This window comes from Bradyrhizobium quebecense, from assembly GCF_013373795.3.
GTDB classification, from domain to species: Bacteria; Pseudomonadota; Alphaproteobacteria; order Rhizobiales; family Xanthobacteraceae; genus Bradyrhizobium; species Bradyrhizobium quebecense.
Window position 1 is genome coordinate 4827515 of record NZ_CP088022.1, and the last position, 15976, is coordinate 4843490.

Here is a 15976-nt window from a genome sequence, read left to right on the forward strand (position 1 = left end):
TGCGAGAGCGGGCCTACTCCCCTATTTCGCCTTTGCCGCGTTGAGCGCCAGGTTGAGCGCAAGAACGTTAACGCGGGGCTCACCGACAATGCCGGCGAAGCGGCCCTGCGTGTTCTGCGTCACCAACTCGCGCACCGCGTCCTCGGACATGCTGCGCGCCTTGGCCACCCGCGGCACCTGGAACAGCGCGGCGTCCGGCGAGATGTCGGGATCGAGGCCGCTGGCCGAGGTGGTGACGAGATCGACCGGCACGTTGGCCGACGGATTCTCCGCCTTCAGCTTCTCGACATCCTCCTTGACCCGGTCGTTCAGCGCCTTGCTGGTCGGGCCGAGGTTGGAGCCGCCGGAATTGGCCGCGTTGTAGGGCGCCGGCACGGTCTTCGTGGAATCGTTCGGATCGGGCGCGACCGTCGCCGACGGCCGGCCGTGGAAGTATTTGTCCTCCTTGAATTCCTGCCCGATCAGGGCGGAGCCGATCACTCTGCCGTCCTTCTCGATCAGGCTGCCCTGCGCCTGCTTCGGAAAGATGACGCCGGCAATCGCCGTCATGGCGAGCGGATAGGCAAGGCCCGTGATCGCGGTCAGCAGCACCAGCACGAGGATGGCGGGGCGGATTTCTTTAAGCATTGTAGGTCTCCTCAGTCTGCTTCGTCATTGCGAGCGAAGCGAAGCAATCCATGGCTCGGCACGGGGATCGATGGATTGCTTCGTCGCTTCGCTCCTCACAATGACGGTTGTGGTTACGCGAGGCCCAGGGCGGCGACGATGAGGTCGATCGCCTTGATGCCGATGAACGGGATGATGATGCCGCCGAGACCGTAGATCATCAGGTTGCGGCTGAGCAGTGCGCCGGCACCAACCGCGCGATACTTGACGCCCTTCAGCGCCAGGGGAATCAGCGCAATGATGATCAGCGCGTTGAAGATGATCGCCGAAAGGATCGCACTTTGTGGGCTCGCCAGGTGCATGATGTTGAGCACCTGAAGCTGCGGATAGAACGCGAGGAACATCGCCGGGATGATCGCAAAGTACTTTGCGACGTCGTTGGCGATCGAGAACGTGGTCAGCGCGCCGCGGGTCATCAGCAGCTGCTTGCCGATCTCGACCACCTCGATCAGCTTGGTCGGGTTGGAGTCGAGGTCGACCATGTTGCCGGCCTCGCGGGCCGCCTGGGTGCCGGTGTTCATGGCAACACCGACGTCGGCCTGCGCAAGCGCCGGCGCGTCGTTGGTGCCGTCGCCGCACATCGCGACCAGCTTGCCCTTGGATTGCTCGTCGCGGATCAGCTTGAGCTTGTCCTCAGGGGTTGCCTGCGCCAGGAAGTCGTCGACGCCGGCTTCGGCTGCGATCGCGGCCGCAGTCATCGGATTGTCGCCGGTGATCATCACGGTGCGGATGCCCATGCGGCGCAGCTCGGCAAAGCGCTCGCGGATGCCGCCCTTGACAATGTCCTTCAGGTGCACGACGCCGAGCAGCTTGCCGTCCTTGGCCACCGCCAGCGGGGTGCCGCCGGCCTTGGCGATCTCGTCGGCGATCGCCTGGATCTCGCGCGCCTCCGGACTCATCGTCGCCGCGACCGCGCGAACCGTGTTGCCCGACGCGACGGCGCGGGACGAGCCGCCATCGACATAGGCGAGGATGGCATCCACCGCGCCCTTGCGGACGGACGAGGTGCCGGCATCGATGCCGCTCATGCGGGTTTGCGCCGTGAACGGCACGAAGGTCGCGGCAAGCTCGTGCATGTCGCGGCCGCGGATGCCGTATTTCTCCTTGGCCAGCACCACGATCGAGCGGCCCTCCGGCGTTTCGTCGGCGAGCGAGGCGAGCTGCGCCGCGTCGGCGAGGTCCTGCTCGGAGACGCCGCGGATCGGCCGGAACGCGGTGGCCTGGCGGTTGCCGAGGGTGATGGTGCCGGTCTTGTCCAAGAGCAGCGTGTCGACGTCGCCGGCGGCTTCCACCGCGCGGCCGGACATCGCCAGCACGTTGAAGCGGACCAGGCGGTCCATGCCGGCGATGCCGATCGCCGACAACAGCGCGCCGATCGTGGTCGGGATCAGCGTGACGAACAGCGCCACCAGCACCACGACCGAGATCGAGCCGCCGGCATAGGCCGCATAGCTCGGGATCGTCACCGTCGCGAACACGAAGATGATGGTGAGGCCCGCGAGCAGGATGTTGAGCGCGATCTCGTTCGGCGTCTTCTGCCGCTCGGCGCCCTCCACCAGTCTGATCATGCGGTCGATGAAGGTCGAGCCCTGCGCCGCGGTGATGCGGACGCGGATCCAGTCCGACAGCACCTGGGTGCCGCCGGTGACCGCCGAACGGTCGCCGCCGGACTCGCGGATAACAGGGGCGGACTCACCCGTGATCGCAGCTTCGTTGACCGAGGCGACGCCTTCGATCACCTCGCCGTCGGAGGGGATATTGTCGCCGGCCTCGACCAGCACGATATCGCCGACCTTCAGCGAGGTGCCGGGCACCATGCGATAGGTCCGGTCGGTGCCGGTGAGCAGCTTGGCCTGGCTCTCGGTGCGGGTCTTCTTCAGTGATTCCGCCTGTGCCTTGCCGCGGCCCTCGGCGACGGCTTCGGCGAAATTGGCGAACAGCACCGTGAACCAGAGCCAGAGGATGATCTGGAAGGTGAAGCCGAGGTTGGCGCCGCCGGTGACGAGATCGCGCACGAAGATGATTGTGGTCAATGCGGCCACCACCTCCACCACGAACATCACGGGGTTCTTCATCATCAGCCGTGGATCGAGCTTGACGAAAGCCGACCAGATCGCCGGCACCAGGATTTTCGGGTCGAGCATGGTCGACGCCGTCACCTGTTTCTGCAGTTTCATGGCTTCCATGGATGTCACTCCGGACGTATTCGATCAGAACAGGGTGTTGGCGTTCATCGCGAGGTGCTCGACGATCGGCCCGAGCGCGAGCGCCGGGAAGAAGGTCAGGCCGCCGATGATCAGGATCACGCCGATGACGAGGCCGACGAACAGCCCGCCCGTGGTCGGGAAGGTGCCCGCCGAGGCAGGGATCGACTTCTTCTCGACCAGCGATCCCGCGATCGCCATCGCCGGCACGATCATGAAGAAGCGGCCGACGAACATCGCAGACGCAAGCGTCAGATTGTAGAACAGCGTGTTGCCGGACAGACCCGCGAAGGCCGAGCCGTTGTTGCCGGTCGAGGACGTGTAGGCATAAAGCACCTCGGTGAAGCCGTGCGGGCCGGCATTGGCCATCGAGGCCACCGCCGACGGCAGCACCACGCCGACGGCGGTCCAGCCGAGATACATCAGCGGCAGCACCAGGATCGCGAGCATCGCCATCTTGACCTCGCGCGCCTCGATCTTCTTGCCGACATATTCCGGCGTGCGGCCGACCATCAGGCCGGCAACGAAGATCGCCAGCACGACGAACAGCAGCATGCCGTAGAAGCCGGCACCGACACCGCCGATGATGACTTCGCCGAGCTGCATGTTGATCAGCGGGATCATGCCGCCGAGCGCGGTGAAGCTGTCATGCATGGCGTTGACCGCGCCGCAGGACGCCGCGGTGGTGACGACGGCGAACAGCGAGGACGCGACGATGCCGAAGCGGACCTCCTTGCCCTCCATGTTCCCGTCGGTAAGACCCAGCGCCTGCAGCGCGGAGGTTCCGTTGGCTTCCGCCCAATAGGTGACGGTGACGCCGGCGACGAACAGGATGCCCATCACGGCCAGGATCGCCCAGCCCTGGCGCTCGTTGCCGACCATACGGCCGAACACGTTGGTCAGCGCAGCGCCGAGCGCGAAGATCGAGATCATCTGCACCAGGTTCGACAGCGCGGTCGGATTCTCGAACGGATGCGCGGCGTTGGCGTTGAAGAAGCCGCCGCCATTGGTGCCGAGCATCTTGATCGCAACCTGCGAAGCCACCGGTCCGAGCGCAATGGTCTGCTTGCCGCCCTCCAGCGTGGTGGCATCGACATAGGCGCCGAGGGTCTGCGGCATGCCCTGCGAGACCAGGAACAGCGCATAGACGATGCAGATCGGCAGCAGGACATAGAACGTGCAGCGCGTGACATCGACCCAGAAATTGCCGACCGTGCGCATCGACGAACGGGTGAAACCGCGGATCAGCGCCATCGCCAGCGCGATGCCGGTCGCCGCCGACAGGAAGTTCTGGTGGGTCAGGCCCAGCATCTGGACCAGATAGGACAGCGTGCTCTCGCCGCCGTAGTTCTGCCAGTTGGTGTTGGTGATGAAGGAGATCGCGGTGTTGAAGGAGAGATCCTCCGCAACCGCCGTCTGGCCGGCCGGGTTGAACGGCAGCACCGCTTGTAGCCGCATCAGGCCGTAGATGAGAGCGAAGCCGCCGACATGGAACAGCAGCATGGCGACCGTATAGGTCAGCCAGTGCTGCTCGCGCCGCTCGTCGACGCCGCCGACCCAGTAGATGCCGCGCTCGACCGGGCGCAGCACGGGCGAGAGGAAGGTGCGCTCGCCGTTGAACACGCGGGTCATGTACCAGCCGAGCGGTTTGACCAGCGCGACCACGATCGCGCAGAACAGAATAATTTGAATCCAACCGATGACGGTCATTGCGTCAAACCTTTCGAATGGGTGCGAAGCGCAGCAGCGACGCGAACACGCCGAGCAACAGCCCGGTCAGCACCGCGTCGGCCAACAGAATTGTGCAAAGCGCTGACATCGCGGGCCGCCTAGAAGCGTTCGGGCCGCAGCAGTGCGTAGGTGAGGTAGAACAGCAGGCCGAGCGAGACGAGGCCGGCGAGCGAGTAATCGAAGATCATCGCCGCCTCCCTTAAAGCCGTTCGCAGGCGTAGGCATATCCGATGCCGGCCGCGAAGAAGCCGATCGCGAGCGCCGCCATGAGAATGTCCATCATGAGAGACTCCTATGCGTCCGAGGGGCGCGGGCGACCGTATAAGCGCTCCGCGCCGGATCACCGTGAGGTGCCATCCGGGGCATAGGTTTTCGAGATGTGACGCATAAGGACGTTATAGGAATTCTATAAGTGCGACGGATGCTCTTCGCCGTCGTCCCGGCGAAGGCCGGGACCCATATGTGGACGGCCCCCGTGGCACAAGAGCTTTCTGGGATTGGTCGGATCGCTGTCATCCATATGTCCGGCCTGTTTGATGCGATCGTGTTGATCGCTGGGCCAAGATGGTTTCCGCGACGCGAGTGCCAAACAACCTGGCGACCTTGTGAAGGCCAATGGGTCCCGCGGCTTGTCTCGCGTTCTGGATCGATCGATCATTCCATCTGCTCTTGCAGCTCCGGTTCGTCCGGCGAGCGCTACGTCCGGCCGGCCGACCTGTTAGGTGACAGCGTTCATGCGTGCGGCATCATAGCTCTCGCCGGTCGCCATCAGCTTCCAGGCGATGCGGGCCACCTTGTTGGCGAGCGCCACGGCCGCAAGCTTCGGCGGCTTGCGCCTGAGCAACGCCACGAGCCAGCGCGAGGGGTGGCCGCGCCCGAGCCTTGCCTGCCGGATCACCGCGGTCGCCCCGGCCACGAGCAGGCGACGCAGGGTCTCGTCGCCAGCGCGGGTGATCTTGCCGAGCCTGGTTTTGCCGGCGGTGGAATGGTCCTTGGGCGTCAGGCCGAGCCAGGCCGCGAACAAGCGGCCGGAGCGGAAGGCGTGCGGGTCCGGCGTCTTCATCACAAGCGAGGTCGCGATGATCGGACCGACCGAGGGGATCTGGGCCAGACGACGGCTTGTGGCGTTGGCCTGGTGCCAGGCCAGCAGCCTGGCCTCGACCGCCTTCAGCTCACCCTGCAACTGCGCATAGTCACGGCCCTGCATGGCGAACAGCTCGCGCGCCATAGCGGGAACGCTCTCGTCCTGCGTGATCCGGGCCAACAGCGGCTCGATCTTGTCCAACCCCTTCGGCGCGATCAGGCCAAACTCCGCCGCGTAGCCGCGGATCGCATTGCTGAGCTGGGTACGGCGGCCGATCAGCCCATCGCGGACACCTGCAAGCATCAGCGCGGCCTGCTGTTCGGCGCTCTTCACCGGCACAAACCGCATCCGCGGTCGGCCCATCGCTTCGCACACCCCATCCGCATCTCGCCCGTCGTTCTTGTTCCGCAGCACATAAGGCTTCACCAACTGCGGCGCTATCAGCTTCACCTCATGGCCAAGCTTGCCAAGCTCGCGCCCCCAGTAATGAGCCGCCCCGCAGGCCTCCATCCCGATCACGGTCGGCGGAAGCTTGGCAAAAAACTCAAGCACCTGCTTGCGCGACAGCTTCTTGCGCAACACCGGCTGTTCCGCCGCGTCAACTCCATGCAGCACAAAAATATGCTTCGACGTATCCATCCCAATACGGATAATCTCTCTCACGGACGGTCTCCTTGTCTGAGATTTACAACAACCTCATTCTGGCACACTGATGCCGTAGGGGGCCGTCCACACCATCAACCACAGGGCCAAGTTTTGCGATGGCTGGGGCCCCAGCCTGATCTCACAAGCAGATTCGGTGGCTATGGCAATTGCGCACTAGGCCGGGACGACGCATGATCTTTATGGAATCCTTATATCTCCGCCCCTCGCCTCATCTCGTTTTCAAATGGCCATCGCGCCATTTTTGGCCTGCGGCCAATACCTTCGGCCGCATCTTCGACGAGATGACGCCATGTCCGTGCTATCCCAACCCACCTCCACCGACCTCGGCGACCGGCTCCGCGATGCCCATGCTGTCACCGCCGATTTCATGGCCGAGATCATCAGCCAGACCTGCCGGCGCTTTCCCTCAGTCGGACAAAGCGGCAAGACCGCCCGTGTCGAGCGCCTGATCCAGTCCGGCGCCTGGACCGATGCCGCGATCGCGCTGCTCGATCTCGAGCTGCCGCAATGGCAGATCCGCCGCCTGGTCTATGACGAGGGCGAGTGGCACTGCGCGCTGTCGCGCGAACGCGAGTTGCCCGACTGGCTCGACCAATCGATCGAGGCCCACCATGCGGATCTTGCGCTCGCGATCCTCAGCGCCTTCGTCGAGGCGCAGCGGATCACGACACCCGAGAACCGCACCAGCGTGCCCACCGTCCGTCGCGGCATCAGCTCGCTCTACGAGCCGATGCTGGTCGACAATATCGGCTGATGGCGGCGCCGTCGTGAACGCAAAGCAACTGCCGCAGCAGCTGCAGTCGGTCCAGGTCATGGTCCGGTTCGGTTTCCGGCTTGCCATCATGATCGGATTCGCCGTCTTCGCGGGCGCAGGCTTCGGCAGAGGCCTCGTCACGCTGCTCTGGATGTCGGCGCTGATCTGCGCGCTCGCTGGCCTCGTCAAGCGCGAGATGCCGTTCGCGGCAAACCTCAATCACTGGGACGAGATGACCGCCTATGTCGCGCTGTGCGCGCTCGGCACCGGTATCGTCCAGCACATCTAAGCCACCCCCTCAAATCCTATGCCGCTCCTATGAAGTCGGCCGTCCGTCGCGCTCGATTTCATATCCGGCAAAACAGACATTGAACGCGTGACTTCCACCTGAAGGACTATCACCGTGAAACTCGTCGAACCTCCCTCGTGTAGCGCTGTGTCCACCATTGTCTTCATCGGCCGCAATCACCGCGGCCAGTGGGTCGCCCAGCAGCAGAACGGCCTCTATGGCGGCCTGTTCGTCAACCGCGCCCAGGCCGTCAAATACGCGCTGTTCGAGAACGGCCAGCACCCCGAAATGATCGTCGAGCTGTCGCGCGAGCTCGAGCTCGATATGCGCGGCGAAACCGCGCCCCTCCCCGCAAGCCGCGTGGCCTGAGCCACTCCCATGACTGCGAAAGTCACTTCGAAAGCGGATTCGGCGGCGTGGCTGTCAGGCTTCATCCCCGATCTTCCGACCCCCTTCAACCACCGGGACGAGATCGACGCTGATGCGTTCGGCCGGCTGTGCGAGCGCCAGATCGCCGCCGGCGCTTCGGCGCTGGTGGTCGGCGAGACCGCGGGTGAAAGTTCGACGCTGGAGCCCGCGGAGCGCGCGCAGCTGGTTCGCATCGCGGCCAGTGTCGCGCGCAAGCGGGTCCGCATCATCGCCGGTGCCGGGTCGAACGCGACGGATCGTGCCGTCACGTTCGCGCGCGCGGCGGAAGCGGCCGGCGCCGACGCCATCATGTCGGTCGTGCCGTATTACAACAAGCCGATGCCGCGGGGCATGGCGGCGCATTTCCGCGCCGTCGCCGCCGCCACGACACTGCCCGTGATCCTGCACGACATTCCCGCGCGGACGGTGAAAGGCCTCGCGGACGAGACGCTGGTTGAGCTCGCAGCATCGCCGCGCATCATTGGACTGCGAGATGGCAGCAGCGACGTCGCCCGTCTCAGGCGCCTGCGTCCACGCCTGCCGGCGACATTCCGGATGCTGACCGGCGACGACACCGTGTCGCTCGCCTATATCGCCGCCGGCGGTGATGGCTGCATCTCGTCGGTCTCGAACGTCGCGCCTGATCTGTGCGTGGCGGTGGCCCGGCACCTGCGTGAGGGCCGGCTGTATCAGGCGCGCGAGCTGCATCAGCGCCTGGTCCCGCTCGCGACGCTGCTGGAGCGCGAGCATCCCGCCGCCCTGAAATTCGCACTGGCGCTGTTGGGGTTCATGCAGCCGGTGACGCGGCTGCCGATCGTGCAACTGGGTACAACGGCAAAGGCCGAGCTCGCGCAGGCGATGGCTGAGCTTGCCGACGAGTACCTCGCCGCTGCGAAGTGAGCTTTACCGACCCGACGCCAGCCATCGCGATGCACAATGGATCAGCGAACGGCGACCGTGACACCGCGCCATATTGAGGTTCCGGAACGGCATCCCATATCCCCGGCAAGGGAGTGCTTGCCGTGCAGACCTTCAAGGCGGCTCTCGTTGTGGCGATCGCCCTGGTCGCTCTGGTTGTTTCCATTGGTCCCGGTACGGCCGCGGACAACAACCGTCTTGCCCTGACCATTTCAATCGACGGAGCGATCGGGCCGGCATCGGCCAGCTACGTCAAGGACGGCCTGGCAAAGGCCGCCGAGCGGCACGCCGAGATCGTCATTCTGCGCCTGAATACGCCGGGCGGTCTCAGCAGCAGCATGCGCGAGATCATCACCGACGTGCTGGCCTCGCCCGTTCCCGTCATCGGCTATGTTGCTCCCTCCGGCGCCCATGCAGCGAGCGCCGGGACCTATATTCTCTATGCGACCCATCTCGCGGCCATGGCGCCCGGCACCAATATCGGCGCGGCGACGCCGGTGCAGATCGGCGGCCCGATGCCAGGTTTGCCGGGCAGCACCCCGGACAAGGACGGCAAGGACCAGAAGGACGGCGACAGCTCGTCCACGACCAAGGATACCATGACGGCGAAGGTGACGAACGATGCCGTCGCCTTCATCCGCAGCCTCGCCGAACTGCGCGGCCGCAACGCCGACTGGGCCGAGAAGGCGGTCCGCGATGCCGCCACCCTCTCCGCCAACGCCGCGTTGCAGGCCCGTGTCATCGAATTCACTGCGCATGATCCGGCCGACCTGCTCAGGCAGATCGACGGCCGGACGGTGGAGCTTGCCGGCGGCAAGACACAACGCCTGGCGACGAAGGATGCCGTGATCGAAGCCATCGATCCCAACTGGATCTCGCGCGTGCTTGCTGTAATCACCGACCCCAACATCGCATTCGTTCTCCTGATGGTCGGCATCTACGGCCTGATCTTCGAATTCATGTCCCCCGGTGCCGTGGCGCCCGGAGTGGTCGGCACGATCTGCCTGCTGCTCGGCCTTTACGCGCTCAACATGCTGCCGATCAACTATGCCGGCTTCGCCTTGATGCTGGTCGGGATGGCGCTGCTCGCGATCGAAGCCTTCAACCCGACCGTTGTGATCGGCCTCGGAGGCGTCGTCGCCTTTGTCCTGGGAGCCGCCATGCTGTTCCGGATCGAGGCGCCCGGATACCACCTGTCATGGCCCCTCGTCGGCATCGTCGCGGCGATGTTCGCAGGCCTCATTCTCGTCGTGCTCGGGGCGCTGCGCCGCGCGCGCAACGGTCTGCTGCGGACAGGCGCGCAAGCCATGCGCGGGCTACCGGCCGAGGTGCTCGACTGGTCCGAGACCACGGGTCACGTCTTCACCAATGGCGAACGCTGGCAGGCGCGGGGCACCGAGACGTTCAAGGCGGGAGAGACGGTCGAGGTGGCCAGCATCGTCGATTTGACGCTGGTGGTGCGGCGTGCGCCGGCTTCCGCCGGCGAAGGAGGTACAGCATGATGCTTGATTATTTCACCTATGCGGCGGTCGTCCTGCTTGTCATCATCTTCCTGACCCAGGCCGTGCGCGTGCTGCGCGAATACGAGCGCGGCGTCACCTTCACGCTCGGCCGCTTCACAGGGGTGAAGGGCCCCGGGCTCATCATCCTGATTCCGGTGGTGCAGCAGATCGTGAAGGTTGATCTCAGGGTGATGGTACAGGTGGTGCCGCCGCAGGACGTGATTTCCCGCGACAACGTCTCGGTCAAGGTCAACGCCGTGCTCTACTTCCGCATCGTCGACCCCGAGCGCGCCATCATCAAGGTCGGCGACTACATGGCTGCGACCAGCCAGCTTGCCCAGACCACGCTGCGCTCGGTGCTCGGCAAGCACGAGCTCGACGAGATGCTGGCGGAACGCGACAAGTTGAATGCCGATATCCAGGAGACCCTCGACAAGCAGACCGACGTCTGGGGCATCAAGGTCACCGCGGTCGAGATCAAGGATATCGATCTCAACGAAACCATGGTGCGGGCGATCGCCAAGCAGGCCGAGGCGGAACGGCTGCGGCGCGCCAAGGTGATCAATGCGATGGGCGAGCAGCAGGCTGCCGAGAAGCTGGTCGAGGCCGGCCGGATCCTCGCCCAGGAGCCGCAGGCGATGCAGCTCCGCTATTTCGCGGCGCTGCATGATATCGCCGGCGAACGCTCATCGACCGTGGTCTTCCCGCTCCCGATGAACCTGCTCGATCACCTGACGCCACGAGGTGGAACGACGTAATCCGGTTTGCTAGTGCCCGTGATGCTTGGCCCGCCACGCCGGACCCGGGCCGCGCATGTAATGCGCCTCGGGCCGGTAGCCGCTGATCGGCTCCTCGCCGATCCAGGCGAGGAATTTCAGCATCCCTTCCGCGGCGCGGCGCAGCAGGGCAGCGATGAATGAAGCTGCGCGCATCTCAATAGTCCCACTTCTCGCCGAGCACGACCGGCGCCCGGGGATATTTCTCGGCATCGCCGCCGAGCATGCCGACATTGAGATTGGCGCGCGCCCAGTCCTCATGACCGCGGTGCAGCAACAGCTCGTTGCGCAACCGATGGATCTTGGCGGCGGCGATGGCGCGGTGGATGGTTCTGAAAGCAAGGCCAATCCGCCGGATGATCCGCCGCAGCGCCAGGGGCGCAGCGCCGGCCGAACCATGCAGCCGGACATCGTGGTAATGGAGCAAGGTCATGTCCCACCCTCCTGTTGGCGGCGCGCGCGAGCGCACCGCGTCACGCCAAACATGCTGGGACGGCCGTAGGAATTCGAGAGGACCCGCAGCGATGCGGCATAGGCGCCGTATAAAGACCGGCCGCGCCGCCTGCTGTGACGGGGCGCCCCCGGACCGTCGGAACAGGACGGACCCGCGCGTGTTGACCAGCGCCCATTCGGTGCTAGCCTTTTGATCGTGAATTGTCGTCAAGCGGATTCGATAACCGCGTCGAGGGGAGAGATCATGAACCTCGCATCGCCAACTGTCGCGACCGCCGGGCCCGTCCTCTCCGATGGCGTCATCGCGGCAGGCGTCTACGTCGAGGGACGGCGCGTTGCCAATATCGCGATCGATGAAGCGGCGGACTGGCGCAACAAGCCGGATCACGTCGTGTGGATCGGCCTGCACGAACCCGATATGGCAATACTCAGCAGCTTGCAGCGGCAATTCCAGCTGCACGACCTCGCCATCGAAGATGCGGATCACGCGCATCAGCGGCCGAAGATCGAGCAATACGGCGATGCGCTGTTCATCGTGGCCCGCACCGCGCAGCTCGACGGCGAAAGTATCGCATTCGGCGAGACGCATTTGTTCGTCGGCGAGGGATACATCGTCTCGGTCCGACACGGCGCCTCGACATCCTACACGCGGGTCAGGGAGCGCTGCGAGAGCTGCCCGCGCGCGCTTGCCCGCGGCGAGGACTACATCCTCTATGCCATCCTCGATTTCATCGTCGACAACTACTCGCCGGTGCTCGAGACGATCCAGGACGAGGTCGAGGCGATGGAGGCGGAAGTGCTGGCGAGCGCGATGACGCGGGCGCAGATCGAGCGGCTCTATCTGCTGCGGCGGGATCTGCTGCGTCTGCGCAACGCGATTGGACCGCTCGTGGAGGTCTGCCGCAGGCTGGAACGCGACGATCTGCCGATGGTGCGCGACACGATGCGGCCCCTGTTCCGCGACGTCACGGATCACGTCCGCACCATCCAGGAACGGATCGACTCGCTGCGCGAGGTGCTCGCCTTTGCGTTTGAAGCAAGCCTGCTCGTCGGTCAGGCGCAGGAAACGGCGATCTCCAAGAAGCTCGCCTCATGGCTTGCGATCGTTGCGGTGCCGACCGCCGTCGCCGGTATCTACGGCATGAATTTCAAGTACATACCGGAGCTGCAATGGGAGTACGGCTATTTCGTCGTGATGGGCCTGATGCTGGTCGTATGCGGCGGGCTGTTCTGGCGATTCCGGCGTTCCGGCTGGCTGTAGGCGGCGATCCGAACATCGAGCCATTCCGGTCCGGGCAGCGCGTCGCGCGCCGCCGCAAATCGCGGGATTTCGGACAATTTTAGCCTCGAACGGCCTCGCCCGGGGGCGGTTTACGGTCGGCTGCAAGACCGGTAACGTCGCCTCCCAATGCGACGTGGAGAGTGCCCATGCGGCCCAAGGATCAGACCAACTGGATGCTGACGGATGCGATCGAGGCGCTCGCCCGCGCCGAGCGATTGCACCAGAGCTTCCTCAATTTGCACCCGCGCGCGGGCGGCAGCGAGCCGAGCTGGGAACCGCCGATGGACGTGATCGAGACCGAGGAGGAAATCCTGATCCTGGTCGCGCTGCCGGGGGTCGATCCCGACGAGGTCGAGGCCGCACTCGACGGCGGTACGCTGGTGATCTCGGGCCGCCGCATCCTGCCCGCCGAGCTCCGCAACGCCCGCATCCTGCGCCTCGAGCTGCCGCAGGGCCGGTTCGAGCGCCGCATCGCGCTGCCGACCGGGCGCTACACCATCAGCCGCTTTGCCGCGCATGGCTGCGTCGGCCTGCGGCTCGGAAAATCGAGCTGAGGGATTTCGACATGGCTGCTTCAGGCGTTTCAAATCCGGCGAGTTCGGCGCCGATCCCGAGCGACGCAACGATCATCGTCCCGGTGCGCAACACCGTGCTGTTTCCGGACGTCATCATCCCGATCACGATCGCGCGCGCCACCTCGATTGCCGCGGCCCAGCAGGCGGTGCGCGAGCAGCGGCCGATCGGCATCCTGCTGCAGCGTGATCCCGAGACCAACGATCCCGGCCCCGACGGGCTCTACCGCGTCGGCACCATCGCCAACATCGTGCGCTACATCACCGGCGCCGACGACAGCCATCACCTGGTCTGCCAGGGCGTGCAGCGCATGCGCGTGCTCGACTATCTGCCCGGCACGCCGTTCCTGGCGGCGCGCGTGCTGCAAATCCCCGAGCCGACCACCACCTCGCCCGAGATCGAGGCGCGCTTCCTCAATCTGCAGCGCCAGGCGCTGGAGGCCGCACAATTACTGCCGCAGACGCCGCCCGAGCTGATCGCCGCGCTGCAGGGCGCGACCTCGCCGGCGACACTGGCTGATCTTGCGACCTCCTACATGGACATCAAGCCGGCGGAAAAGCAGGACATCCTGGAAACCGTCGATCTCGTGGCGCGGATGGACAAGGTCTCGCGGCATCTTGCCGAGCGCATCGAGGTGCTCAGGCTGAGCCAGGAGATCGGGCAGAAGACCAAGGCGGTGTTCGACGAGCGGCAGCGCGAAGCGATCCTGCGGGAGCAGATGGCGACCATCCAGCGCCAGCTCGGCGAAGGCGACGGCAAGGCCGCCGAGGTCGCCGAGCTGACCAAGGCAATTGCGGACGCCAAGATGCCGCCGGAGGCCGAGAGCCAGGCGCAGAAGGAATTGCGCCGCTACGAGCGGATGCCGGAGGCGGCGGCCGAATCCGGCATGGTGCGCAGCTATCTCGACTGGCTGATCGACCTGCCCTGGAGCATCCCCGAGGAGAAGCCGATCGACATCGCCGAGGCGCGCAAGATCCTCGACCATGACCATTATGGCCTGGAGAAGATCAAGAGCCGCATCATCGAATATCTCGCGGTGCGCAAGCTCGCGCCCGGCGGCAAGGCGCCGATCCTCTGCTTCCTCGGACCGCCCGGCGTCGGCAAGACCTCGCTCGGGCAATCGATCGCGCGCGCGATGTCGCGGCCGTTCGTCCGCGTCTCGCTCGGCGGCGTGCATGACGAGGCCGAGATCCGCGGCCATCGCCGCACCTATATCGGCGCGCTGCCCGGCAACATCATCCAGGCGATCAAGAAGGCCGGAGCGCGCAATTGCGTGATGATGCTGGACGAGATCGACAAGATGGGTCGCGGCATCCAGGGCGATCCGTCGGCCGCGATGCTCGAAGTGCTCGACCCCGAGCAGAACGGCACCTTCCGCGACAATTACCTCGGCGTGCCGTTCGACCTCTCGCGCGTCGTCTTCATCGCCACCGCCAACATGCTCGACGGCGTCCCCGGACCGCTGCTCGACCGCATGGAGCTGATCAGCCTCCCTGGCTACACCGAGGACGAAAAGCTCGAGATCGCCAAGCGCTATCTGTTGCGCCGCCAGCTCGAGGCCAACGGGATCAAGGCCGAGCAGGTCGAGATCGATCCGGATGCGCTGCGGCTGATCATCAAGAGCTACACCCGCGAGGCCGGCGTCCGCAATCTGGAGCGCGAGATCGGCAAGGTGCTGCGCAACGTCGCGGTGCAGATCGCCGATGGCAGCACCAGCCATGTCACCATCGCACCGAAGGACATCGTGTCGCTGCTCGGCCAGCCCAGGTTCGAGAACGAGATCGCGATGCGCACCAGCATTCCGGGCGTCGCAACCGGGCTCGCCTGGACGCCGGTCGGCGGCGACATCCTGTTCATCGAGGCCTCGCGCACGCCGGGCCGCGGCGCGCTTATGATCACCGGCCAGCTCGGCGACGTGATGCGCGAGAGCGTGCAGGCCGCACTAACGCTGGTGAAGAGCCGCGCCTCCCAACTCGGCATCGACCCCGCCGTCTTCGAGAAGAGCGACATCCACGTCCACGTTCCCGCCGGCGCGACGCCGAAGGACGGCCCGAGCGCGGGCGTTGCGATGTTCACCGCCCTCACCTCGCTCCTGACCGATCGCACCGTGCGCAGCGACACCGCGATGACCGGCGAGATCTCGCTGCGCGGCCTCGTGCTGCCGGTCGGCGGCATCAAGGAGAAGGTGGTCGCCGCCGCGGCCGCCGGCCTGACCCGGGTGATGCTGCCGGCGCGCAACAAGCGCGACTACGACGACATCCCCGCCGGCGCCCGCGCCAAGCTCGAGTTCATCTGGCTGGAGCGCGTCGACGATGCGATTGCGGCGGCGCTGGAGCCCGCCAAGGCGACACCGGCCGCAGCAGAGTGACCGCTGGCTGGCGGTGGGATGAAGCTCCACGCCAATCATCTCGCCCTGGGCTTACCCCTCTCCCCGACCCTCCCCCGCAAGGGGGGAGGGAGCCTGACGAGCGTGCTCACCTCACGCTGCGCCGGACGAGCACGAACGATGCTTGGAAGTACATTGCTCGGCAACGCAGACGAAGCGTTATGAGCACCAACCTTGTTTTCGACGGCCGCTGATGTGCGCGCGTGTAAGGGAGTCACCGGCGGAAGGGTTCCCTCCCCCCTGGCGGGGGAGGGTTAGGGAGAGGGGTGCCGCACGGCGGGCTC

General features: G+C 65.5%; 16 protein-coding genes. 9 read left to right on the plus strand and 7 right to left on the minus strand.

Going from position 1 to position 15976, the window contains the following annotated elements; all coding sequences use genetic code 11:
• Positions 1-21: 21 nt before the first annotated feature.
• The 5 genes from HU230_RS23320 to HU230_RS23340 form a co-directional block, all read right to left on the minus strand.
• Positions 22-627 carry a K(+)-transporting ATPase subunit C gene (locus HU230_RS23320; protein ID WP_176529676.1) on the minus strand — a complete coding sequence of 202 codons (606 nt, stop codon included), beginning with the start codon at positions 625-627 and terminating at the stop codon, positions 22-24.
• Between the two features lie 113 nt (positions 628-740).
• Complete coding sequence (gene kdpB / locus HU230_RS23325) at positions 741-2852, minus strand: potassium-transporting ATPase subunit KdpB (RefSeq protein ID WP_176529675.1); 2112 nt, start codon at positions 2850-2852, stop codon at positions 741-743.
• A gap of 24 nt (positions 2853-2876) precedes the next feature.
• A complete protein-coding gene (kdpA, locus tag HU230_RS23330; protein ID WP_176529674.1) occupies positions 2877-4580 on the minus strand; it encodes a potassium-transporting ATPase subunit KdpA in 1704 nt (567 codons plus the stop codon).
• A gap of 119 nt (positions 4581-4699) precedes the next feature.
• Complete coding sequence (locus tag HU230_RS23335; RefSeq protein WP_016846764.1) at positions 4700-4789, minus strand: K(+)-transporting ATPase subunit F; 90 nt, start codon at positions 4787-4789, stop codon at positions 4700-4702.
• 530 nt (positions 4790-5319) lie between these two features.
• Positions 5320-6348, minus strand: a complete 1029-nt coding sequence (locus HU230_RS23340) for an IS110 family RNA-guided transposase (protein WP_176528479.1) — start codon at positions 6346-6348, stop codon at positions 5320-5322.
• Between the two features lie 292 nt (positions 6349-6640).
• Here HU230_RS23340 and HU230_RS23345 point away from each other — a divergent pair, with 292 nt between their 5' ends.
• The 6 genes from HU230_RS23345 to HU230_RS23370 all read left to right on the plus strand — a co-directional run bounded on the left by HU230_RS23345 (position 6641) and on the right by HU230_RS23370 (position 10980).
• Positions 6641-7105, plus strand: coding sequence for a hypothetical protein (locus HU230_RS23345; protein WP_176529673.1), 465 nt, complete (start codon positions 6641-6643; stop codon positions 7103-7105).
• 13 nt (positions 7106-7118) lie between these two features.
• A complete protein-coding gene (locus HU230_RS23350) occupies positions 7119-7394 on the plus strand; it encodes a hypothetical protein (protein ID WP_092116205.1) in 276 nt (91 codons plus the stop codon).
• A gap of 114 nt (positions 7395-7508) precedes the next feature.
• Entirely contained in the window at positions 7509-7763 is a 255-nt protein-coding gene (locus HU230_RS23355) for a hypothetical protein (RefSeq protein ID WP_176529672.1), read from the plus strand.
• A 9-nt stretch (positions 7764-7772) separates the two neighbouring features.
• Positions 7773-8702 carry a 4-hydroxy-tetrahydrodipicolinate synthase gene (gene dapA, locus HU230_RS23360; protein WP_176529671.1) on the plus strand — a complete coding sequence of 310 codons (930 nt, stop codon included), beginning with the start codon at positions 7773-7775 and terminating at the stop codon, positions 8700-8702.
• Positions 8703-8824: 122 nt separating this feature from the next.
• Positions 8825-10222, plus strand: coding sequence for an NfeD family protein (locus HU230_RS23365; protein WP_176529670.1), 1398 nt, complete (start codon positions 8825-8827; stop codon positions 10220-10222).
• Positions 10219-10980 (plus strand): slipin family protein, encoded by a 762-nt coding sequence (locus tag HU230_RS23370; RefSeq protein WP_176529669.1) that lies wholly within the window; start codon positions 10219-10221, stop codon positions 10978-10980. Before HU230_RS23365 ends, HU230_RS23370 begins: the two co-directional genes overlap by 4 nt.
• Positions 10981-10989: 9 nt before the next feature.
• On the opposite strand, the gene HU230_RS23375 is transcribed toward HU230_RS23370, so the two are convergent.
• Positions 10990-11154, minus strand: coding sequence for a hypothetical protein (locus tag HU230_RS23375; protein ID WP_171947520.1), 165 nt, complete (start codon positions 11152-11154; stop codon positions 10990-10992).
• A 1-nt stretch (position 11155) separates the two neighbouring features.
• Positions 11156-11431: a hypothetical protein gene (locus tag HU230_RS23380; RefSeq protein ID WP_176529668.1), complete on the minus strand. Its 276-nt coding sequence runs from the start codon at positions 11429-11431 to the stop codon at positions 11156-11158.
• A 264-nt stretch (positions 11432-11695) separates the two neighbouring features.
• Here HU230_RS23380 and corA point away from each other — a divergent pair, with 264 nt between their 5' ends.
• The 3 genes from corA (at position 11696) to lon (ending at position 15674) form a co-directional block, all read left to right on the plus strand.
• Positions 11696-12712 carry a magnesium/cobalt transporter CorA gene (corA, locus tag HU230_RS23385; RefSeq protein WP_176529667.1) on the plus strand — a complete coding sequence of 339 codons (1017 nt, stop codon included), beginning with the start codon at positions 11696-11698 and terminating at the stop codon, positions 12710-12712.
• Between the two features lie 167 nt (positions 12713-12879).
• A complete protein-coding gene (locus HU230_RS23390; RefSeq protein WP_176529666.1) occupies positions 12880-13287 on the plus strand; it encodes an Hsp20/alpha crystallin family protein in 408 nt (135 codons plus the stop codon).
• Between the two features lie 11 nt (positions 13288-13298).
• Positions 13299-15674, plus strand: coding sequence for an endopeptidase La (gene lon, locus HU230_RS23395; protein ID WP_176529665.1), 2376 nt, complete (start codon positions 13299-13301; stop codon positions 15672-15674).
• Positions 15675-15976: the final 302 nt, after the last annotated feature.

Excerpts from the sequence above, each read along its gene's own strand:
- HU230_RS23320 (WP_176529676.1), bottom strand. The coding sequence starts at position 627 with ATGCTTAAAGAAATCCGCCCCGCCATCCTCGTGCTGGTGCTGCTGACC.
- kdpB (WP_176529675.1), bottom strand. The coding sequence starts at position 2,852 with ATGGAAGCCATGAAACTGCAGAAACAGGTGACGGCGTCGACCATGCTC.
- kdpA (WP_176529674.1), bottom strand. The coding sequence starts at position 4,580 with ATGACCGTCATCGGTTGGATTCAAATTATTCTGTTCTGCGCGATCGTG.
- HU230_RS23335 (WP_016846764.1), bottom strand. The coding sequence starts at position 4,789 with ATGATCTTCGATTACTCGCTCGCCGGCCTCGTCTCGCTCGGCCTGCTG.
- HU230_RS23345 (WP_176529673.1), top strand. The coding sequence starts at position 6,641 with ATGTCCGTGCTATCCCAACCCACCTCCACCGACCTCGGCGACCGGCTC.
- dapA (WP_176529671.1), top strand. The coding sequence starts at position 7,773 with ATGACTGCGAAAGTCACTTCGAAAGCGGATTCGGCGGCGTGGCTGTCA.
- HU230_RS23370 (WP_176529669.1), top strand. The coding sequence starts at position 10,219 with ATGATGCTTGATTATTTCACCTATGCGGCGGTCGTCCTGCTTGTCATC.
- HU230_RS23375 (WP_171947520.1), bottom strand. The coding sequence starts at position 11,154 with ATGCGCGCAGCTTCATTCATCGCTGCCCTGCTGCGCCGCGCCGCGGAA.
- HU230_RS23380 (WP_176529668.1), bottom strand. The coding sequence starts at position 11,431 with ATGACCTTGCTCCATTACCACGATGTCCGGCTGCATGGTTCGGCCGGC.
- corA (WP_176529667.1), top strand. The coding sequence starts at position 11,696 with ATGAACCTCGCATCGCCAACTGTCGCGACCGCCGGGCCCGTCCTCTCC.
- HU230_RS23390 (WP_176529666.1), top strand. The coding sequence starts at position 12,880 with ATGCGGCCCAAGGATCAGACCAACTGGATGCTGACGGATGCGATCGAG.
- lon (WP_176529665.1), top strand. The coding sequence starts at position 13,299 with ATGGCTGCTTCAGGCGTTTCAAATCCGGCGAGTTCGGCGCCGATCCCG.